Source organism: Edaphobacter aggregans DSM 19364, assembly GCF_000745965.1.
GTDB lineage: Bacteria > Acidobacteriota > Terriglobia > Terriglobales > Acidobacteriaceae > Edaphobacter > Edaphobacter aggregans.
Genome location: NZ_JQKI01000092.1, coordinates 1 through 20,503, shown reverse-complemented (window position 1 = coordinate 20,503; position 20,503 = coordinate 1). Strand labels below are relative to the sequence as shown.

15 protein-coding genes and 3 pseudogenes are annotated in these 20,503 nt (G+C 55.3%); 9 read left to right on the top strand and 9 right to left on the bottom strand.

All coding sequences use genetic code 11. The annotated features are described in order from the left end of the window. From Q363_RS43060 to Q363_RS38875, 3 genes and pseudogenes are all read left to right on the top strand, one after another. A pseudogene (locus Q363_RS43060) lies at positions 1–995 on the top strand (hypothetical protein); the annotation flags it as partial. A gap of 1,482 nt (positions 996–2,477) precedes the next feature. Then, positions 2,478–4,130, top strand: a complete 1,653-nt coding sequence (locus tag Q363_RS23410) for a sulfatase (protein ID WP_169747097.1) — start codon at positions 2,478–2,480, stop codon at positions 4,128–4,130. A 465-nt stretch (positions 4,131–4,595) separates the two neighbouring features. Next, on the top strand, positions 4,596–5,114 hold the full coding sequence (locus Q363_RS38875) for an IS110 family transposase (protein ID WP_084080680.1): 519 nt from the start codon (positions 4,596–4,598) through the stop codon (positions 5,112–5,114). Here Q363_RS38875 and Q363_RS23400 read toward each other — a convergent pair. From Q363_RS23400 to Q363_RS43055, 4 genes and pseudogenes are all read right to left on the bottom strand, one after another. Further along, positions 5,019–5,987 carry a formylglycine-generating enzyme family protein gene (locus Q363_RS23400; RefSeq protein ID WP_084080679.1) on the bottom strand — a complete coding sequence of 323 codons (969 nt, stop codon included), beginning with the start codon at positions 5,985–5,987 and terminating at the stop codon, positions 5,019–5,021. The two genes, Q363_RS38875 and Q363_RS23400, sit on opposite strands and share 96 nt — an antisense overlap. Further along, complete coding sequence (locus Q363_RS23395; protein WP_245632417.1) at positions 5,977–7,803, bottom strand: sulfatase family protein; 1,827 nt, start codon at positions 7,801–7,803, stop codon at positions 5,977–5,979. The genes Q363_RS23400 and Q363_RS23395 overlap by 11 nt, the downstream gene beginning before the upstream one ends. Before the next feature lie 169 nt (positions 7,804–7,972). After that, positions 7,973–8,149: pseudogene (locus tag Q363_RS46685) on the bottom strand (PDDEXK nuclease domain-containing protein); the annotation flags it as partial. A gap of 125 nt (positions 8,150–8,274) precedes the next feature. Further along, a complete protein-coding gene (locus tag Q363_RS43055; RefSeq protein ID WP_051979200.1) occupies positions 8,275–8,631 on the bottom strand; it encodes a DUF1016 N-terminal domain-containing protein in 357 nt (118 codons plus the stop codon). 404 nt (positions 8,632–9,035) lie between these two features. Here Q363_RS43055 and Q363_RS23385 point away from each other — a divergent pair, with 404 nt between their 5' ends. Together Q363_RS23385 and Q363_RS23380 are read left to right on the top strand one after the other, a co-directional pair. Further along, on the top strand, positions 9,036–9,347 hold the full coding sequence (locus tag Q363_RS23385; protein WP_035355497.1) for a carboxypeptidase-like regulatory domain-containing protein: 312 nt from the start codon (positions 9,036–9,038) through the stop codon (positions 9,345–9,347). Positions 9,348–9,611: 264 nt separating this feature from the next. Then, positions 9,612–12,254, top strand: a complete 2,643-nt coding sequence (locus Q363_RS23380; RefSeq protein WP_035355496.1) for a TonB-dependent receptor domain-containing protein — start codon at positions 9,612–9,614, stop codon at positions 12,252–12,254. A gap of 1,036 nt (positions 12,255–13,290) precedes the next feature. On the opposite strand, the gene Q363_RS44580 is transcribed toward Q363_RS23380, so the two are convergent. Both Q363_RS44580 and Q363_RS23375 read right to left on the bottom strand, forming a co-directional pair. Next, complete coding sequence (locus tag Q363_RS44580; protein WP_157467420.1) at positions 13,291–13,452, bottom strand: DUF3309 family protein; 162 nt, start codon at positions 13,450–13,452, stop codon at positions 13,291–13,293. Positions 13,453–13,462: 10 nt separating this feature from the next. Then, complete coding sequence (locus Q363_RS23375; protein WP_211256315.1) at positions 13,463–13,927, bottom strand: hypothetical protein; 465 nt, start codon at positions 13,925–13,927, stop codon at positions 13,463–13,465. A 378-nt stretch (positions 13,928–14,305) separates the two neighbouring features. On the opposite strand from Q363_RS23375, the pseudogene Q363_RS36635 reads away from it, so the two are divergent. Further along, positions 14,306–14,524: pseudogene (locus tag Q363_RS36635) on the top strand (IS110 family transposase); the annotation flags it as partial. Here the strand turns inward: Q363_RS36635 and Q363_RS23365 are convergent. Further along, complete coding sequence (locus Q363_RS23365) at positions 14,495–14,962, bottom strand: IS110 family transposase (RefSeq protein ID WP_425387764.1); 468 nt, start codon at positions 14,960–14,962, stop codon at positions 14,495–14,497. The pseudogene Q363_RS36635 and the gene Q363_RS23365 sit on opposite strands and share 30 nt — an antisense overlap. Before the next feature lie 458 nt (positions 14,963–15,420). On the opposite strand from Q363_RS23365, the gene Q363_RS23360 reads away from it, so the two are divergent. From Q363_RS23360 to Q363_RS23350, 3 genes are read left to right on the top strand one after another with little or no spacing between them, the layout of a single operon-like run. After that, complete coding sequence (locus Q363_RS23360) at positions 15,421–15,768, top strand: PadR family transcriptional regulator (protein WP_035355487.1); 348 nt, start codon at positions 15,421–15,423, stop codon at positions 15,766–15,768. A gap of 2 nt (positions 15,769–15,770) precedes the next feature. After that, positions 15,771–18,479, top strand: a complete 2,709-nt coding sequence (locus tag Q363_RS23355) for an ABC transporter permease (RefSeq protein WP_245632415.1) — start codon at positions 15,771–15,773, stop codon at positions 18,477–18,479. A 53-nt stretch (positions 18,480–18,532) separates the two neighbouring features. After that, on the top strand, positions 18,533–18,835 hold the full coding sequence (locus tag Q363_RS23350) for a GntR family transcriptional regulator (RefSeq protein ID WP_157467418.1): 303 nt from the start codon (positions 18,533–18,535) through the stop codon (positions 18,833–18,835). 285 nt (positions 18,836–19,120) lie between these two features. Here the strand turns inward: Q363_RS23350 and Q363_RS23345 are convergent, their stop codons facing one another. Together Q363_RS23345 and Q363_RS42210 are read right to left on the bottom strand one after the other, a co-directional pair. Continuing rightward, the gene (locus Q363_RS23345) at positions 19,121–19,468 is read right to left on the bottom strand and encodes a hypothetical protein (RefSeq protein ID WP_035355481.1); all 348 of its coding nucleotides are present in this window, start codon (positions 19,466–19,468) and stop codon (positions 19,121–19,123) included. A gap of 8 nt (positions 19,469–19,476) precedes the next feature. After that, positions 19,477–20,503, bottom strand: a 1,027-nt coding sequence (locus Q363_RS42210) for a hypothetical protein (protein ID WP_035355479.1), incomplete at its 5' end; no start/stop codon positions are given.

Sequence of the window (20,503 nt, the reverse complement as noted above, 5' to 3'; positions counted from 1 at the left end):
CGTCGTTCAGCAATAGTTTTGGATACACGTCGATTCGTGGCTTCCGCGCACAGGTCAGGACAAATCAAATCGGTTTCTCTGTAGAGACAAACACCTTCCTCTACCACAGCTACATCGATGCCATCGTAGAGACCTCCGACGCTAGCGGCACAGTCATGTCGGTGACCGGCACCGGCAAGGTAGGTGGCAACCAAGGCGACGACGTAATCTTCCTCCGCGGAGAATGCGTCAATGTCAACGGCAGCTGCACCGGAGCGACCCTACTCAAGCTTGAGTCACAAACGCAATTCGTCGCCAATGGATTCATGAATGCGCTAGGCGTCACCATGAAGACTTCGATAGCTCCCGGTGCGGTTTTTCACTGGCAAGGAACAACCCAGTTGAATAATACCGGCACTCGGAGCGAATGGGCATTGGATGGCAATCTACGCCTGGTCTGGGGCACTAACACGAGGGTATTAGTTTCTCCAAGTAATCTGCGGGCTACTGGGAGCACTTATGTTATAGGATGGTCGGCAAATCCTACAGCATCTGCGAACTTTCTCGGCGTGTCTCCTTGCTCTGCTGGAGCCGCGAGTTTGTGCGTAGGGAACGGAACCTATGGCGACTCTTCGGCGCTTGTAAAGGCTGGACAGATTGCGGCCACTCAATTTATCGGTAGCTCTATGACTCCCACAGTCGTCGCAGGGCCCGGAGCTGGCACGTTCCCAACCGGGGTCTCAATCTCTCCAGAAAGTACGAGCCTTTCTGGTGCGGTATCGTTCACAACCGGTAGTTCTCCTTCAGCCAATTCCGTTGTCACGACAGTTACCTTTGCAGGACCTTTGGCGCAGCCGCCAAACGTATGTATCCCCGCAGCTCAGACATCCACAGGTTCCCCAGTGCACGACAAGATATTTATCTACCCACCTACCAATACGGGATTCGTCATGGCCACTGGAAGAGTAGCGCTCGAGGCGTCCAGCGATTACCGGATAGGCTACGCATGCTTCTAACGCGTATAGATCCCACGCGCGGATTACACGGCATGGAGCACCCAAACCAGAGCTTTCGATAGAACTGCCGCTTATGGCAATCAGGACCTGGCCCTGATGATCCATGCTCTGAATGTGGCTCCATGTTTGTCCTAGATATCCGCAGACAATGAAATACTCGTCACCGTCTTTTTAGACTATGCAGTCTGATGTAATGACTCATCAGTCATTACATCAGACGCTTTTCGATGATCACGTAACCGCCGGTTTTCGGTGCATCAGGATCCAGGATAGGCGAACAAAAGACGAATACGCAAGGGCGAATACGCAAGAGCCTAGTTGTGGATGGATCTGGGGAGCGCAAGAGGTTGTGGTTTAGGAGCCTACTGATTCGGATTGGAGGTTTTAAACGGCTAATCCATGGGCTCCCGGTACCGCAATCGTTTCATCGCGCCGGCGTCGATGTCAGGTTTGATCTCCTGTATTTCGGAGTCGGTTTCCATCGTGATAGCGAGCAATATCTGCACCGCGTCAGACCAACAAGGAAGAGTCCAAGGCGTGCCAGAACTGTCGACGATGACGTAGCTCCCTTCCCGGGGAGAACGAAGAACGCTAATAGCGTCGCTTTTCATTTGAGGCCTTCCGGATGCCGGAAGTTTACAACAAACACGTGTGTTCGCTCCGCATGCATCTTACAGGTGACGAGATAAGGCGTTTAGTCCACAGTGGGTGCAAGTCCCACCCGGGAACTGGTTCGTTCCACCCGGTAGCAATCGGAGCAGCGGTGGAGGCAACAAAGCTGCTGAAGCCTCCGATGCAAGAGGGTCGTGAAGACGACTCTGCAAGCGTGCAGGCGTAACGTGAGTGAACGCTGAGCAAGCCTCGAAAACCATGATGCAGGTGCCGACCCGCCTCGGACTTGGGGAAGGCCGATGAGGGGGAAGATTACGAGCGAACAGCTTCCGCCCAACCTGCCGGGGTAGTGGCGACGGCATGCAAGCAAAGGGGACTGAAGGCAACACGGGAAGCCCCAACGGTGATTGCAGTTGGATCAACTGGCTGCTCGCGAGAGACAGGCCGGGCCGTCTGGGTGGCGAGAGGCGGGCTGCCGGTTGGTTTTCGACTATCCGGAACTGGTTCGAAATTGGAGGGGTGGAAATCCCTTCCCGAAAGACGCGCATTCGACTCGAATACAAGATTCAGCACCAAAACCCGATCCAAGTGAGAGCAGGTGAGAGCGTCGAATTGGGACGAGCAGGTGACGAAGATCCGAGTTGGCTCTGGTGTCGTGCTGCGGACAGTGGTGAAGGCCGGATCGTCGTCGAATTGCTTCAGCCACATGGACCTCTGGCGATCGTGCTACGAGATTATTCGGCTAAGGAGTTGGCTGTGCAGCCCGGGGGATCAAGTCGAGATCGTTGCAGTAGTGGTTCAGCGTGTACCTTAATCGTAGGCAAAGAGAGTTAGGGCAAATCCATGAATTTTAAGAAGACAAGCGGTGAAATGAACAGACGCTCCTTTATAACCACGAGCGCGATGGTACTTCCCGTCGTCGCAAGTACGTTGGCATCGTCTCTTGATGCGAGGTCCGTGTCAGCTCCGGCGATCGCTACAAGAGCTACGAAGAAGCGTAATGTGCTCTTCATCTGCTGCGATGACCTGACCCCACGGATCGGAAGCTTTGGAGTTCCGGTTGTAAAGACACCAAATCTCGATCGCTTATCGCAGCTAGGCGTGCGATTCGAGCGTAACTACTGCCAGTACCCGTTGTGCGCTCCTTCACGCACTTCGCTGATGACGGGATTGGCGCCAGATACGACGAGGGTCTGGGATCTCGATACTGATTTCCGAGACACGATTCCGCAGACCGTCACACTTCCTCAACTCTTCCATAAAAACGGGTACTTCACGGCGCGTGCCGGAAAGATCTATCACTACAACAACTCCAGCGAGATCGGAACACCCGGATTCGACGATGCTGCAAGTTGGAAAGTATCTGCGAACCCCGCAGGCTACGATCGAACCCACGATGAAGGGTTGGTGACCTTCTATGTTTCTGAACAGAAAATCGTAGAAGCCGGCGGGGTGGCACAGAACTTCACAGCTAACCAGCATGTGTCTAAGAAAAGCAACAAACTGGGGGTCCCATGGTTGCGTGGGGGTACTGGTCCGGGAGGAATTCGTATTGCGCAGGACGGCCGGACCCCAATATTGCCGCTCAGCAAGAACGGGGATCTCGGTGTACCCATAGCCGGTCATGCCTCGGAGGGCAGCGACGAGATGATGACGGACTACATGGTTGCAGAGTCAGCCATCGCAATGATCGAGGAACACCGAAATGAGCCCTGGTTTATCGGATCCGGCTTCTTTCGTCCGCATGTACCGTTTATCGTGCCATCGAAGTACTTTGACATGTATTCCTTAGATGAGATGGAACTTCCACGTCTCGATCCGGACGAGCTGAAGGCGGCTCCGAGACTAGCCTACTTATCCATGGACGCAAACTACGGCATGACCGAACGACAGCACCGTGAGGCGATACGGGCCCACTTTGCAGCGATCAGCTTTGTAGATGCACAAGTAGGGCGCTTGCTGGATGCTCTGGCGCGCTTGGAACTGATGGACAACACAACGATTGTCTTCTGGTCTGATCACGGATTCATGGTCGGAGAGCACGGACAGTGGGAGAAGAGGATGCTCTTCGAAGCCTCGGCCCACGTGCCTCTGTTCATCGCCGGAGCAGGCGTCAACGCAAAGGGCAAAGCCTGCAGAAGAACCGTGGAGCATCTGAATATCTACCCGACCCTGGCAGAGATGTGTGAGTTGAAGGAGACTCCTGCGAATCTGCAAGGCCGCAGCATGGTTTACCTGCTGTCGAATCCCGACGGGCAGTGGAATCAACCAGCTATTACGCAGGTTGGACGCACTGTGGGATCGGCTTCCATCATGGGTTACTCGCTACGCACTGAGAGATATCGCTACACGATGTGGGGTGACGAAGGTGAAGAGCTCTATGATTATTGGGAAGATCCCAGAGAAGTGAAGAACCAAGCGACGGATGCGGGCTCGGCTGACATCAAGTCGAAACTTCGCTCGAATCTCGAACACATCTGCACGGCTAGGAGAGTGGCTGGGAATAGTTCTAAGTCTGTGTAGCGGCGCATTGCGAACACTTTCATACTGATGAGAAACAGGTGCGGTAGCTACAGGAAAAGGAGAGCGCCGAGCGCTTCGGCAGTTCGCACTCATTCTGTTTCTGCGTTACAAGATGTTGCGGCTTAGGTTCTGGTTTGCGACCAGATTGGTGCTCCCCCAACGCGATATACGAAAGATGTTGTCGAGTAATCTCACTGGTCCGATATTGAACGAATAGGTAATGAGAAATGGGAGAAATGGGATGAGTTGTTCATGACATTCTGTCACAACGACGGATGAAAATGGGGTTAGGCTGTTGTGGTCGCGCCCGCATGAGGTTGTGACCTGCAGTGGCGTTTCGAACCCGCTGATGAGTTTGACCCTGGATGCGTTCAGGAACAACGGACTGTAGCCTTCTTCACGGAAGAGCACGCGCGGGAGACTCTCGCACTCTGCATCCTTGCGAGCACGGCAGAGGAGGCAAGGATGGAAGTGCTTTACGAGAGATGTTGCGGTATCGATGTTCATAGGTCGTCGATCGCGGCTTGCATTCTGCTCGAGCAGAAGCATAAGCCCCAGAAGCATCTTCGCCGCTTCAGTTGCACGACGCGAGACCTGCAAGAGCTGGCTGAGTGGCTCAGGAGCTTTGACGTCCGGCATGTCGCCATGGAATCAACTGGCGTGTATTGGAAGCCTGTATGGAACATGCTCGAAGAGCACTTCCATATGGTGCTTGCTAACGCTCAGCACATCAAGGCGGTCCCAGGCCGTAAGACCGGCATGATGGACTGCCAGTGGATAGGCGAGTTGCTCCGACATGGTCTGCTGCGTGGCAGCTATGTCGGTATGCAGGAGCCACTCGGAAGGTTCTTGTATGGCGCAAGGCCAGACGCCATATTGGCTGTGGCCCTATGCGAGAGCCGCACAGCGAAAACCTATATTGGAAGTGGAACTATCAGGAGTATTGGAGGTGCGGGCCGCAACACGGTATCGATTGCAATATGAAGCGTGACAGAGAAACGAACCTCCTTTCATCACTTTGGTCGTTCCGGTCGAAGCTCCAATCGGGTTGATTCCTTGCCGTACAGCAACATCGGTGGTAAACCAGTCCGCGCACCACTCCCAGACATTCCCAGCCGCAGAGTAGAGCCCGTAGCCGTTGGGAGGGAAAGCATCCACTGGGCACGTACCGCTAAAGCCATCTTCCATCGTGTTGAGACGAGGAAACTCTCCCTGCCATATGTTGCATACGTGACGCCCATTCGGAGTGAGTTCATCGCCCCACGGATATAGTTTTTGCTCGAGGCCGCCACGTGCCGCGAACTCCCATTGCGTTTCTGTCGGAAGAGTTTTGCCCACCCATATTGCATACGCAACAGCATCGTTCCAGGAAACGTGCACCACAGGATGATTCAAGCGATCTTCGACAGAAGATCCTGGTCCTTCCGGATGGCTCCAATCCGCGTCAGGTACCTGGCACCACCATGGTGCCGCCGCGACAGTATCCGCAACCAACGCTTCAAAGCGATCTGAGGGAAGATGCATCCAGAAGACAAAGGACCAGCCGAAACGCTCAGCGTCGGTGCGATATCTCGTTGCTCTCACAAACTGTGCAAACTGCGCGTTAGTCACCGGATACGGATCGATGTGAAAGGGGTTCACTTCAACGGACCGGACCGGACCCTCACCATCATCCGGAAAGCTGAAGGGGTAATCCGTACCCATGAGAAATCGGCCACCGTTTAGAAAAAGCATATCGGTGGTGTGCGTCGAGCATGTGATGTGTTCCTGCTGTACGCCGAGCGCATCCTCCGAAGGAACGATGCGACCTGGCGTGCAGCAGGATCGGTTTGCTGTCGGGAATTGTTTACGATCCATGCGGTTCGCTTCGCCTTGCGGTAAACGTTCCAGTCATGCCCAGTGGTTGCGAATTGGCATTGCCTGTAATGTTGCCGTCCTCTCCGAGGGTGCCGGACCAGAGCATGGTAAATGTCTGCTCCTGGTATTCGCTATCGTGAGCCAACACAACTTTCTTGCCGTCGACCGCGCCGATCAAAGGATACTTTTTCTGACCTGCCGAACTTGTTCCGGAAATCTGGTTCCCATTCTGAACGAGACTCAGCTTCACATTGACTGGAAAGCCCTGCACACTCCCTGCGATTCGCCACTCTCCGGTAAGCGACTTGACTTCTGTTTTCGCACTGACTGGTTGCTTCTTCTGCGGAACATTCGATTGCAATTGATTCAATCGATCCAGAAGGTTTTGCTGGAGCGACGCTACTTCCGGTTTCCCATACAGGTTAACGGTTTCTCCGGGATCTGTATGCAGGTCGTAAAGTTCAAAGGCCTGTGGCTCGGAGACGTAATGGATGAGCTTATAGCGTTCCGTCCGAATCCCGCGATGGGGACGAACAGCCTCAGGATTGGGCCATTCGTAATACTCGTAGTACCACTCCTTTCGGAACTCCGGATCAGGCCGTTTTGCCAGCGGTAGAACGCTCTTGCCTTGGAAGTGCTCAGGAATCGGTACTCCCGCGAGATCGAGGAAGGTGGGAGCGAGATCGATATCCAGCACCTGTTCCTTGCGAACCGTGCCTGCTGGGATGCGAGTTGGATACCGAATCATCAACGGGACGCGGATCGAGGGTTCGTGCATAAGGCGTTTGTCGAACAATCTAAACTCACCTAGGAAGAAACCATGGTCCGAGCTTTGCACAATGGCCGTATCGTCAAAAATCCCTTTCTTCTCTAAGTAAGAGGTGACGCGCCCGATGTTCTCATCCACAGCAACGAGGCCCGCATAGTAGTCCTTGACCAGACCTTCGTGTGAGGCAGCGGCAATGTGAGACGTCGTTGTTCCGATCTTGTTCTCAGCCTCAGCGAAGCCTTTGGGCTTTCCAGGATATCCCCTCAAATCGTCGTCGAAGGTTGCTGGCTTAGGAACAACCGTATTGCGGTACAGATCAAAATGACGGCGCGCGCGGAAGAACGGCTCATGCGGAGCGACGAACCAGATGAGAAGGCAGAAAGGCTTGTCTCCGCGATCCTCTTCCAGCCATTGCAAGGCGCGATCGACCGTCAGATCGTCGGGGTAGACATTCTGATATCGCTTCTCCTCACCGATCTTTCCTTTGCGACCTTCTTTGAAGTACGGATTCACATAGTCATTCCCGGGACTATTGTGTCCGAAGTAGTAATCCCAGTAGCGCTCTTCGACGCCGTTACGGACATGAATTTTACCTAGGATGGCGACCTCATACCCGGCCTGATGAAGCAGTTCCGTGAAAAGGGGAAGATCCTCGGGCAGGGGCGTGTTGATGTGTTCATTGGAGAGCGCACCATTGGTACGGGAGTAGAGACCGGTGAGAACCGATGCGCGTGCAGGAGCGCAAAGAGCATTGGTGCAGAACGCGTTCTCAAACCGGATTCCTTCGCGGCCGATGCGATCGTGATGCGGTGTTTTCAGGATCGGATTGCCGGCAATGGAGAGTGCGTCGGCGCGCTGTCCCTCCCCGAAGAAGAAGACCAGATTGGGACGGTTCCGATGTGTGTCCTGCTCGGCAAAGGCCGAGAGATTGCTTGTGGATAGAAGGCTCGACCCTGCAGCTGCAAGCGAGCCCTGCAAGAAGTCTCGGCGAGTCGTATAGGCACTCGATGGATCTGTCACGTGGTTCGTTTTGTTCTGTTCTGACAAAGCAATATCTCCTGGAATTTCTAGAACGAAAATTTGAGGGGGGAATGCGATGTTGCGCGCATCGAGAGCGGATGTGATCTTCCCAAAGGTGGCAGCTCCGTATGTGGTATCGGTCAGCTACGTTGGTAATTGAGAACGGAGGATTCGCGCTCAAACACTCCATCACTTCATTATTCTTGCTCGCGCAAAGCAGCACGCCGATGGCTGGTTGCTCGTGTGCTTTACGAAGATTCCGGTCAAGCGCTTCGAGATAGAAGTTTAGCTTGCCCAGATACTCCGGCTCAAAGCGATCCACCTTTAGTTCAATAGCAACGAGGCAGTTGAGCTCGCGACGGAAGAAGAGCAAACCAGCGCAAATCCCTGTTGCCGACCTGCAACGGGTATTCCGAACCGACAAAAACAGAAGTCGCGTCCCAGCTCAATGAGAAAATCCTTCAGCTTATCCAGTAGAACTCGCGCTCCTCCTGACGTTTACTCTGTCCGAGGATGACAAGGTGATGCGACCACGGCAATTGGCTCCCCCCGGTATGCTTCGTAGAACTGCTTCATTCGGAACAAGTTAGGGCGACTGAAACCACGAAGGCCAGGCTGTGTTCTGGCGATGAAGAGGGCGAGTCTATCCACAGTGCCATCGCCCCACTCGGCAGCCTCGATCTTGCGGCTGATGGTCGCCCTTTTCTGCCAGTAGAGGTCAATCAGTGCAGTGTTGACGGCTTGAATGGCCTTCTCGCGTGAAGCGGCGATGAGTCGAACGACCTCAGAAAATGCCACTTCGTCCCCTATTGTGGGGCCGATGTTCGACGGGTTTGGGTTGGAGGGTGACGGCATGGGTCAGTAGCTCAATCTTTCTGGGATGGCTCAAAGTTCAGCGGCACACTCTGAGCCGGCGGTTTGCGAACGTTGAAATCAATATGCGTTCATCGCTCAAATCCCGGAATATGTTCTGCAGGGCTGTTTAACGGCATTTAAATCCCGGAATCTGCAGGGCTGTTTGTACTCAAATCCCGGACCGAAACTGATGCATGGAAAGAGGATACCTAATACAATTCGTTTTCTCTTGGCGAGAAACTAGACCGGCGGCCATGGGCAGCCCGTCCGTAGCACTTCATTTCACACAGTATTTGGCACCTCTTCCTTAGACGCGGTTTGACCGAATTTGAAAAGAACATCCCGTTGCTGCTTGATTTCTCCGTTGCGTGCGACCCTGGCTATCTTGAGGAGTCCACGTCAGAGTGGAATCCGATGCCGGGACCAACTTTCCGGCACTCGCTCCCGGGCGCTACACCGTGCGCGTAGAGCAACCCGGCTTCGAGACCCTGCAGCGCAGCGGCGTGTTGCTGGAGGTGGACACCGTTACGCGCGTCGACCTGAAGCTGACCGTCGGCAATGTTAATACTACCGTGAACGTTACTGACCAGCCGTCGCTTCTGCAGCCAAACACTGCTGAGACCGCGACGGCGATCGGCGGCAAGGAGTACGACCAGCTACCGCTCGTGCAGCAGGGCCGTTCGCAGCCCCGCAGCGTTTGTCTACCTCGCCCCTAGCGTTCAGGGCAATATTCGCCTCAGCGGCACGGAGAATACCTCCGCAACCAATGAGATCCAGGTAAACGGCAGTCAGACGCAGGTAACTGAGATTCTGCTCGAAGGTCTCTCCGCGGGTAAGCAGCGCACTCCCGGTGCCTTTAATGAGAGCGCGCCGCCCGTCGATGCCGTGCGTGAGTTCAAATTCACGACCACGCTGCTTCCTGCCGATTACGGCCACACCGGAGCGGCGGTCGGCAGCTTTTCTCTCAAGAGCGGCACAACATGCTTCACGGCTCGCTGTACGAGTACCTCCGCAATACCGATCTGAACGCTCGTCCGCACGGCTCCGCGGTCACTCCACCGACGCACCAGAATGAGTTCGGCGTGACGATCGGCGGACCTATCGTAGTTCCACATGTCTATGACGGGCACAACCGCTCGTTTTTCTTCTTCTCATTTGGTGGCTCGCGCAAGAGCGGTGTTGATTCATTGCAGCTGCTCACCGTGCCGTCGACGGCCGAGTTGGGTGGCGACTTCTCGGGCGGCGCGACCGTCTACGATCCGCAGACAACGCGTCTAGATCCTACGGGTACCCGCTATATCCGCGATCCCTTTCCGGGAAACAAGATTCCGTCGTATCGACTCGATGCTGTAGGTAAGGCTATCGCGGCGTACTATCCGCAGGTGGCGAAGGGCGGTGCGAACAACTACTCCGCCTATGCAGGAGAGAAACTGCTCAATCCCGATATCTACACCTTCAAGATCGATCATCAATTTGCAGTGGCGCATCGCTTGAGCCTGACGCTCGTCACTAATAACATCCCACGCTTTCGCGTTGACAGTGCACTGCCCGCTCCTCTGACGGCGGGCATCTTACAAACTGCTATCACCAAGACTGCGCGCGTCAACTACGACTGGATCATTTCTGCGAACAAGCTCAATTCCATCGCCGTCGGTTACAACCGCTTTGTGGACTCGCAGCCGCCGCCCAGCGAGGACACCGATCAGATCCCGAAGCTCGGCCTCGGCGGCATCGGCGGCGGCACCTTCCCAGCCATCACCTTTACCAATGGCTACGCCACCGCAGGAGTCAACACAGCGCAGCGTTCGGTCGACAACAGCTTCCAGATGAAGGACACCTTCAGTTGGGCTTTTGCCAGTCACTCGCTTCGTCTCGGCGGCGAGTTCCGCCGTACCCAACTCAACGACATCGTGCCTGGCGTCACGCAGGGAACCTTAGGCTTTTCCAACAAGGAGACCGCCGATCCCAACTCGCTCAGCAACACCGGCGATGCAATCGCCAGCCTGCTCCTCGGCCAAGTCGATACAGGCGGAATTCAGGAGCCGTTTGAGATCGCCACGCGCCGCAGCTACGGCGGTCTCTTCGCGCAGGACGACTGGAAGGCCACCCATCGCCTCACCCTCAACGTCGGCGTGCGCTGGGAGTACCAAACCGTTCCTAGCGAGGTCGCCAACCGAAGCAGTATGATCAGCCTGACAACGCCCAACCCAACCGCCGGCAACATCCCGGGCGCGCTCATCTTTGCCGGCACGGGGCCGCGCCGCTCTGGGCAAAGCACCTTCGCACCGAATGACTTTTCCGCCGTCAGTGGACGCGTTGGCTTCGCTTATCAGGCGACGCCCTCCACCGTCTTGCGCGCGGGTTATGGTCTCTTCTACTCCGACAATGAACTAACCATCGTCGGTACCGGCTTCCTGCCGCAGGCCTCGTTCACCACGACGAACAACGGAGTTACACCTGCATTCGTCCTCCAGAGCGGTTATCCGCAGAACGGCAGCCTGCAGCCCACACTCTCACCTGGCCTCATCAATGGGCAAGCCGGTACCTACTACCAGCCCAACGTGGCAGCCTTGCCGCGTCTGCAGGAGTGGACCGCCGGGGTGCAGCAGTCGCTTGGAAAGAAATGGCTCTTCGAGATGGACTACATCGGCAACCACGGCTCCCGTCTCGTCGATCCGCAGATGGCGAACATCAATCAAGTCAATCCCGCGTATCTTAGCCTCGGCTCGCTGCTGACGCAGCAGGCGAGCTCCGCCGCCGCGCAGGCTGCGGGCATCAAGTTGCCCTATAGTGGCTTCAGCGGCACCGTCGCGCAGGCGCTGCGTCCCTTCCCTCAATACCAGACGCTCACCGCGCAGTCGGCTAAAGCCGGCGCGTCCATCTACAACGCCATGCAGGTGATGCTGCGCCGTCAGTTCGGTAGTAACCTAACCCTTAACATCAACTACACCTACTCTAAGAACATGGGTTACAGCAGTCCTACTTATGAAGGCTTCGACAGCGTCGACAATGTGCTGCAGAATGCCTATAACCCAGCGGCCGAATGGTCGGTGCTCCCCAGCGATGTGCGCCACGCCCTGGTGCTCAACTATATCTATGCTCTGCCCTTCGGCCACGGCCAACAGTTCCTGAACCGGGGCAGATTTATTAACGCGGTCGCCGGCGGCTGGAGCCTTACCGGTGTACACCGCTATCAGAGCGGCTTCCCACTCTCAATTCTCACCAATAACACGCTGCCTATTTTCAATCGCGTCCTGCGCCCTAGCAAGGTTGCGGGTGTCGATGCAGCGACGCACGTCTCGGCAGGCGGGTATATCCCGGGTGTGAGCCGCCGTATTAATCCGGCTGCCTTTGCACAACCTGCAGCATTTACCTTTGGCAACGCTGCTCCCTCCTATGGCGATCTCACCAGCTTCCCGGTGTTCACTGAAGACCTTGCAGCCGTGAAGCGCTTCCAAGTCGGTGATCACCTCGGCTGGGAGTTGTACGGACAGTTCTTCAACGCCTTTAACCACCACCGCTACACCCTGATCGACACCAACCTGAGCGACGCAGGTTTTGGGCAAGCAAGCAGCGTCAGCCAGCCCCGTTATATCCAGCTTGGTGCAAGAATGCAGTTCTAGCATTCACAATGACTGGGCAGTGAAGCGTGAGGCGGTTAGCGAATTAGACCATCTCGCTGGATTCTGTTGCGAAGTTTGAGTGAGCAGAGATCGAGAGCGAGATCGAGCTGGAGGGTGAGAAATCTAGGCAGCGATACCGAACAGCTTCGCTACGAAGCGCTTGAGCGCTGACATCGTCTTTAGCTACCCATCTCGCTCGTCCCTTCCGGATCATGTTCATGGTCTCAATGCCTTCAAGTGTTCGCCACGCGCTCTGAAATGAACCGTAGCCCTTGGCTAGCCACGTACGCTTTTTCACCGACCTGTGGTCCTGCTCGCTGATGTGGCCTGGGTGCAGCGGGCTCTCCGAGTTGCCGCATTACCTAAAAGTTGGAAGAGTACTTCCGCCAGCGGCTGGGACACTGTCACGCTGCACTCCCCGAATGGCCTCTGACGCGGCTGTTTCGAGCAGGCGGCAGATTCTCACCAAGATACCCTCCGTTAGACTGAGGATGCGCTGATGGACATCCGGTATCGGAACTGGAGCGTTGGCTTGCTTTGCAGATCGCCGGTGTCTATCAACTCTCGCTGCACTCTATCGTCAGGGCATCCTAAATCGCATCAGGCAAGGAGGTGTGGCGTTTCTGGACAGTACCGAAACGCGGTGAACCGGGTTCGGAAATGGGGACGAACCAAAGGAGGTGTGGTTTGCTTGCGGGTCACTCAAAGAGCCGGGCGCGTCCACCTCGCGGTAGCCGATAATGGCTGCTGCGGGATTGAAGACAAGATTTATCGAAAAATCGAAAAGTCTTCCAGGCCCACAATACTTCCAAAAGCGCAGGAACCGGACTCAGACTATGGCTATCTCACGGCATTGCTCGAAAGCACGGCGGCGCCCCTTCCTGTCGGTAGCTCGACGCGAGCTGGAAAAAGTGGAACGACGTTCCGATTGTCTCTACCGGCATCGAAATCACCGATCGCCAACCTAAAAACAGCTTGAACGACAACCCATGACTCATTCGTTCGGACTGGCATGCCAGCGCAGAGAGTTCTCGGTTTAAAGTCGGTCTCGTCCTCTTCCAAAAACCAAGTAAATGATTACTAACGCGAGGACAAGACTGAGGCCGCCGCCGCCGTAATACCCGAGCCCGGGGCCCATGTAGTAGCCGCCGCCACCGACCAAAAGTAGTAACAGAATGAGAATGAGGATGAGAGGCATGGGCCGAAGTCTAGATGGGATTGTGGGGCTTGTCTACTCCTACGCCAGTAGTAGACCCACCTGGGTGGAATTCCACAGCCACGCGCTTCGTCAGGTTCGTCAGGTCACTCCCCACAAACACTGTTCGGCCAGAGACATCAAAAGCCCGCCAGATCGCAAAGGGCTGGTATGCGAAGTGGCTAACCAGCGCTTTGGCCCGAACGTCATACACAAACTTCTGGTTCATCCCTTGCCACGACTTTTCACCTGTACAGGAAATGACAGTGTCGGTCGAGGTAGCGCGCTCGATGCGCGCTCCGCAATCCTGAGGCCCCGCAGCGAGCGTGAGCAAGTACACCCGATCAGGACGAGCTTTGTCCTGCAGGAACAGACCGAGCTTTCGATTCTCATCCCACCAAAGATCCGTAGAATCGGAACCCGCCGACCATTCCGTCGTGCTCCCTATTGCGATCACCAGATCGAGATCGGGAGCCACTTCATTCCGATAAATAATCTTGTCGCTGACAAGTGTTGGATCGATTTGGCGAATGACGTTGAAGACCGCCTGATCGGGGGGCAGTGGCTGCCGGAGCCATTCTCGAGCCCGCAATAATGAACAACGGGAGCAGCAATGACGTAACGCGCATGAGACAGGCTCCAACTATTCTTCAGTATTCACACCAGTCTAGAAGTCAATCAGACGATTTGGCGAGCTCTGGTTGTGTCGTCGCCAATTCGGAAGTAGTCCGAGCCGAACGACGGTCTGCAACCGGCGACGTAGTGCATGAAAAACGGGGTTACTGAGATGGTCCGCCGCTTAAACCTCATCCTGGTGATGAGGATCTTATAGGCAGATTGAAGGAGGATCATCGACATGGAGATTCGTTCCGTAGGCATTGACCTTGGCAAGACGACCTTTCACCTGGTGGCTCTTGGCGATAACTGCAAGGTGCTGCTGAAGAAGAAGTTCACCCAGAAGCAGTTGATTGCCTTCACCGCGAACATGCAGACCTCTTTGATCGGGATGGAGGCCCGTTCCGGGGCGCACTTCCTGGGCCGTACTTTACGAGAACAAGGCCACGATGTGAAGCTGGCCTGAGCGCAGCAGAAACTTGCCCAGCCGATGCCTTGCCCTCAACTGATCCTGCTTGGCTGCTTCGCGCGTACGCACCAGATCGCGCAACGCCTCGGAACCTTCGTCCGGAACCCACACTGCCGTCAGATCGCCGGATCGATAACTACGCGCCAGCTTCTCAGCATCGCGCCGATCCGTCTTCACCCGGTCGCCGGCCCTGACCGGCACCAGTGTTGGCGCTACCACTTCGCACTTGATACCCAGTTCCGCTAGCTGCCAGTAGACGACATAGCCAGTCGGCCCGGCCTCATCACAGGCCCGCAACTTCTCCGGCGGGCCAAGCTTCTTTAGCAGCTTACGTATCGACTCCGCGCGGTTCGGAATCGTGCCCAGGCTCCGCACTTCACCCTCCGGCTCCGCAATCGCAACAGCGATGGTCTCCGCATGGACATCCAAACCCAAAAATCGTAACTTCTCCTTTATGACCGGCTCCCTTCCGCTTGTGGCTCTGAGTTGTGCGTCCTTCTGAACTCACAGCCTAACCCACGATCAGCGCATCGGCGCCGGTCACTTCATGTTGACTGATATCAACAAATGAGAATTACTAATGGGATGATCCGCCGCCCTTCACTCAACGGGTGGTTGAGATATAAGAGGCACACGGAGGGGCATCCTATGGAACTACATAGATCTGGAGCCATTACTCCACTCTCGACCAAGACGGCGAAGTGGTTGACCGAGGCCGTTCAGGACCACACCGAAGGCGATCGGGCAGTGGGTTTACGCCTCTGACTCCAACACGTGTTGCCATGGAGGCGGCCGTTCACTCGATCTGGATGGATAATATAGGAGCACATTTCACTTGACAAACAAGTAGACGAAGAACGACTCTCTCATTACGAGGGAGCACTGGGATGCCAAGTAAAGAGACCGAATCGATCCAACTACTTCAGGGAACCCTAGATCTCATTGTCCTGCGTACGCTTGCCAGCATGGGCTCACAGCACGCCTACCAGATAGCAAACCGCCTTGAGCAGGTCTCCGACAATCTCCTTAATCTCAATCAAGGCACGCTCTATCCAGCGCTGGTACGTCTCGAACAGTATGGATGGATCAAGGGTACCTGGGGGAAAACGGAAAACAACCGGGAAGCTAAATACTATGCAATTACCCGGGCTGGCCAGAAGGCGCTTGGGCATGAGACCCACCGATGGAGAAGGATGGCTGGTCTGGTCGAAAAACTTCTCGTTGAGGAGTTCTAAAGATGAAATATCTGAGGCGCATTCCTCTCAGATTCTTCAGCCTCTTCACCAATTCCAAAGCAGAAGCCGAATTGGTTAGAGAGATTGCTGCTCATCTTCAGTTGTTGGAAGACGACTTTCTGAATCGAGGCATGACTCCTGAAGATGCCCGACGAGCGGCCAGGCGCGCATATGGAGGAGTGGAGCAGGTGAAGCAACTGCACCGCAACGAACGAGCCTACCAAGGGCTGGCCAGTACTGTGATGGACGTCCAATATACCTTGCGGCAGTTGCGTAAATCTCCAGGATTTACGCTCACGGCAATTCTTATGCTGGCATTCGGAATTGGCGCGACGACTGCCGTCTTCTCGATCGTCGAGGGAGTTTTGCTGCGTCCGCTTCCGTATGCCGATCCCGATCATTTGGTCGTCCTTGGCGATGAACTTGTCGGATCGCATTGGGCCCGATCTCAAGTCACTGCTCCAGACATTCGGAACTATATGCGAGACACGCATAGCTTTCTCCACCTCGGCGGCTATCAACGTATAGGTCTTGAACTATCCAGCACCGGCGATCCTGTGCATATCGATGCGACGCGAATGAGCGGAGAGGTATTTCCGACGCTGGGTATTGCGCCGCTTATGGGGCGCTGGTTTACCCAGCAGGAAGACGACCAGCATCAGTTAGTGGTTGTGCTGAGTTATGGCATGTGGCGCGAACGCTTTCATGGCGATGAGAAGATTCTTGGGACGAAGATCCTTCTTGATCGCAAACCCTATCTCGTAATTGGGGTCATGCCTCGTGATTTTGAGTTTCCCTTGGTGCCCGGACACTTAAACAATAGTGAACTTTGGGTTCCACTAAGTCCTCGGCCAGAGGAATTCACCGCAGGCTACGCGGCGTCATGGAATTCTCGTATGGTGGGGCGTCTGAAACCCGGAACTACGCCTGCACAGGCACAGAACGATGCCCAGCTAGTAGCCGAAGAGACGATGCGTAACTATCCGGGATTTATGCGGAGTCTTCGTATTCGGTCAGACGTGAAGCTCTTGCATGAAGACACTGTGGCGCAGGCCCGCCCGCTCGTAAATACCCTGCTTATTGCGGTTGCAACTGTTTTGCTGATCGCATGCACGAATCTGGCTGGCCTTCTTCTGGTGCGCTCTATTCGCAGGAGGAGAGAGATTGCCGTTCGGCTTGCTCTGGGCGCACGCGCCGCTATGCTTTTACGACAGGCGATGGTTGAAAGCCTGGTGTTGAGTATCGCCGGAGGTCTAGTTGGATTAGCATTTGCCGCGGCCTGCATTCGAATCGGCATCAGCCTGCTGCCGGAGACCTTGCCACGAATCCACGAGATCTCATTGGATTGGCCTGTCGTCGCTTTTGCTCTCGGGCTAGCCGTTTTGACAGGTCTAGTCTGCGGATTAGCACCTGCATTCGCAGCCATACGGACCAGCGTAAACGAGACACTGAAGGAGGGGGGCCGAACTGGTACACCGGGTAGTGGACACGGGAGGCTGCGTTCAACGCTCGTTGTTGCGGAGATCGCCGTCGCACTGGTTCTGTTAACGGCTTCCGGGCTCCTATTGCGTAGTTTTGAGAAGATGCGCCAGGTCGATCTTGGCTTTCGGGTGGACCACACGCTCTCCGCGATTTATGTCCTCCCACGGGAGCGATATGCGATTCAGTCGTCAGTCGATAGCTTTACTGACAACTTGCTGCGGAATCTACGGCAACTGCCGGGAGTCAAAGCTGCAGGCATATCCTCCTCACTGCCTGGTACAGGTGATGGCGGAGGGATCGCAATCACCGTGGAGGGGTATGTCCCTCAGAAAGGCGCGGAGCTGAATATGGCGACGGTATCGCTGATGCATGGCGATCCCTTCCAGGCGCTCGGGATCCGCTTGCTGCGAGGAAGATTTTTCACTGAATCAGACAAGGCAGATTCTCAACCCGTTGCGATCGTGAACCGTAAGTTGGCCGAACATTTCTGGCCCGGTCAGGACCCTATAGGAAAACGGATGCGCCGCGGTATGCCAGAGACTCCGACTCCCTGGTTGACGGTAGTGGGCATAGTGGATGACGTAAAGCTCGGATCACCCGATGGCGGAACAGCAGAACAGTTCTATCAACCTGTAACCCAGCAAGCCGTCTCAGAAGGGGCTTTTGCTTCGGTTGGTGAGTTGACCGGAACCTTCGGATACATCGTATTGCACACGGACACTCCACCCGAGCAATTGGAGAACTCGTTTCGTGCGGCAGTACGAAATATCGATCCTCAGCTCCCCCTTATCGAGATGCGGACGATGGAGCACGTGATCTCGGATAGCGAAGCTCCACGCTTGTTCAACACTGTGCTGATTTCAGCCTTTGCGATGATTGCGTTACTGCTGGCAGTACTGGGGATTTACAGCGTGATCGCATTCTCGGTTGCCTTGCGAGAGCAAGAGATGGCGATCCGTATGGCGCTCGGCTGTCAGCGCCAGGGCGTACTCCACCTTGTTCTTATCTCCGCCGCGAAGCTCGGTTTTATTGGATGTTTCTTAGGACTCCTTGCCGCAACAGCCGTATCTCACCTCTTGCGTTCTTTCCTTTTTGGAGTCAGCCCTTTCGATCCACTTGTGCTGATGCTTTCTTCCATCGCCATGCTGTCGTTTGCGCTCGCAGCATCTGCCCTTCCCGCGACGCGCGCAGCGAAGATAGACCCCATGATCGCCTTGCGCGGCGACTAGGAGCATCGCACCGAAAACATAACGAAATGACTCGCTAGGAAGAGGAGGAAATCTTGGCGCACCATGCGAACCGGCCGCAAAGAATGTCAATTAAAGATTGTAGGCTCAATCGTCAGAGCTTCGTTCCGCTCTACCAGCAGATCAAAGATCTCCTATTGGATCGAATTGAACATGGCGAACTTGCCGCCGGTGATGTAATTCCATCGGAAGCGCAGCTTGGCGCCGCGTTTCAGGTCAGCCGCCTAACGGTGAGGCAGGCCCTTTACGAGCTTCGCGTGGAAGGTTACGTCATTCGCGAGAAGGGCCGCGGCACATTTGTCGGAGGAGCTGCCGTCCACCAACTGGATGTTGTCTGACATATGCAAGCGTGTATCCCTGATTGAGCTGACGATGATGGGTGTCGGCTCGCGATAAATGGCCAATGCACTCAGTGAGTTGTGATCGAGCAGGCATTACAGTGATCATAGCAACATGAATATGGTCAATATCTTACGCGCAAAGGCAATAAAATGGAGCGAGCGCGATATAGCATTGTGTGTGGTCGACTCACGCGTGGACAGCGTTGGAGAGGGACGCTATCTGAACGGACAGTCAAAACTCGTAACTAGATATCGTTGTTTAGGCTGTCGTCCAAACCCATCTCACGGAGAGCGCTCTTGATCTCTACGAAACGGCCAGCACCATGGATCCAGGCGGGCGATGGAGAGCGAAAAGTAAGGGTCGTACTCATATGCCAAGCCGAGGCGCATAGCCTCTACGCCAAGCCGGAACTTCCTGGCATCCCCATCGAAAGGCTCTTGAGCCGGCGAGGCTTGCAGCTGGTCAATCTGTTCGGCAGTGAGAATCGGTTCGTAAACCGTCTTTGATCGAAGGCCCTTCCCGATCAGCTTGATCGAATTGCCCGGCGGAATGACAACGATTACCTGGACAGGCTCCGGAAACAGCGAACCATAGACCGTGATGTTTTGTTGAAGGTCGTCTGCGCGCATAGTTGGCCCTATTTCATGATCCTTTCGAAGCGCGATGTGAGTTCTCGATCATTGAGTAGTACGGCAGATCGCAACTTCCAATAGCTCGTCAGGAGCCCTTTCTCGCTTTTGCTAAGCTTCTGGATTTCCTCGTGCGCGCTGATCTGGAATCGCTGACCTCTAGCGTATGCTCCGCCGAAGACCTCTCCCGGAAAGAACTGAATCGCCAGTTCTGAACTTACGGTGACTCCCGCATTGGCCAAGCTGTGAACAAAGTCTTCGGAGAGCGTCCGTTGTTGATCAAGGTTGCAGATATCATCAACGGCGAAGCGCAGCGAGTAAAAGGCGTCCGATGGAAGGATCTCCTTCATCATTTGCAAGGCGCGCCGCAGTTCCTCCGCCAACTGTGCTCTGGTGCTGCGGTCGGCAGGGACACGGGGCCTTAGCGATTCCTCGTAGAGCAGCAATCCAGGACTGGTATCTTCCCGGAAGTATGTACGCAGGTGGTCTACCGCGCGTATCCCCAGTACGGGATCTTCCGCAAATTGGCCATAGAACGCCTCTCGAAAGGACGCGATGTCTACAGCTGCATTCAGGATCGCGATGATGTCCGATGCATGAACTCTGGCTTCATTACGGTCGTGGTCGGCATGTTCCGGTCCCCGAAGATTCCGGTATCGGTCGTCGAGAGCAAGGAGTTTCAGCAGAACAAGCGCATTGGAGCGCGTGACACGAAGATTGACGCGCGCAGGTGTCCCGTCGGGCAGCATACCCTGCACTTCATGCATATCGGATTCCTGGAGTGCAATTGTGCCTCCAAGGCATTCCCGTGCGTGCAGGCCTTTTTCAATCGTGACGCGGAAGTCGTTCCCTCGCCTCAGCTCGTGTGGCGCCATGAATTCGACACGCATGACCTCGTTAGTGCCGGGAATCGGCTTCTGGAATTGGAAATTACGCGATTCGGGCACGACGGTGTAGGCCAGAGCCGCTAGTTTCTCCGCGACGTTTGCCGGCTTGTCCCGAAGGGAAATTGCATCCAGGAGAAAGTCGAAGTCC

Bases quoted from the DNA above. Each gene is read 5' to 3' on its own strand.
- Q363_RS23410 (WP_169747097.1), top strand. From the start codon at position 2,478: ATGAACAGACGCTCCTTTATAACCACGAGCGCGATGGTACTTCCCGTC.
- Q363_RS38875 (WP_084080680.1), top strand. From the start codon at position 4,596: ATGGAAGTGCTTTACGAGAGATGTTGCGGTATCGATGTTCATAGGTCG.
- Q363_RS23400 (WP_084080679.1), bottom strand. From the start codon at position 5,987: ATGGATCGTAAACAATTCCCGACAGCAAACCGATCCTGCTGCACGCCA.
- Q363_RS43055 (WP_051979200.1), bottom strand. From the start codon at position 8,631: ATGCCGTCACCCTCCAACCCAAACCCGTCGAACATCGGCCCCACAATA.
- Q363_RS23380 (WP_035355496.1), top strand. From the start codon at position 9,612: ATGCTTCACGGCTCGCTGTACGAGTACCTCCGCAATACCGATCTGAAC.
- Q363_RS44580 (WP_157467420.1), bottom strand. From the start codon at position 13,452: ATGCCTCTCATCCTCATTCTCATTCTGTTACTACTTTTGGTCGGTGGC.
- Q363_RS23360 (WP_035355487.1), top strand. From the start codon at position 15,421: ATGCCAAGTAAAGAGACCGAATCGATCCAACTACTTCAGGGAACCCTA.
- Q363_RS23355 (WP_245632415.1), top strand. From the start codon at position 15,771: ATGAAATATCTGAGGCGCATTCCTCTCAGATTCTTCAGCCTCTTCACC.
- Q363_RS23345 (WP_035355481.1), bottom strand. From the start codon at position 19,468: ATGCGCGCAGACGACCTTCAACAAAACATCACGGTCTATGGTTCGCTG.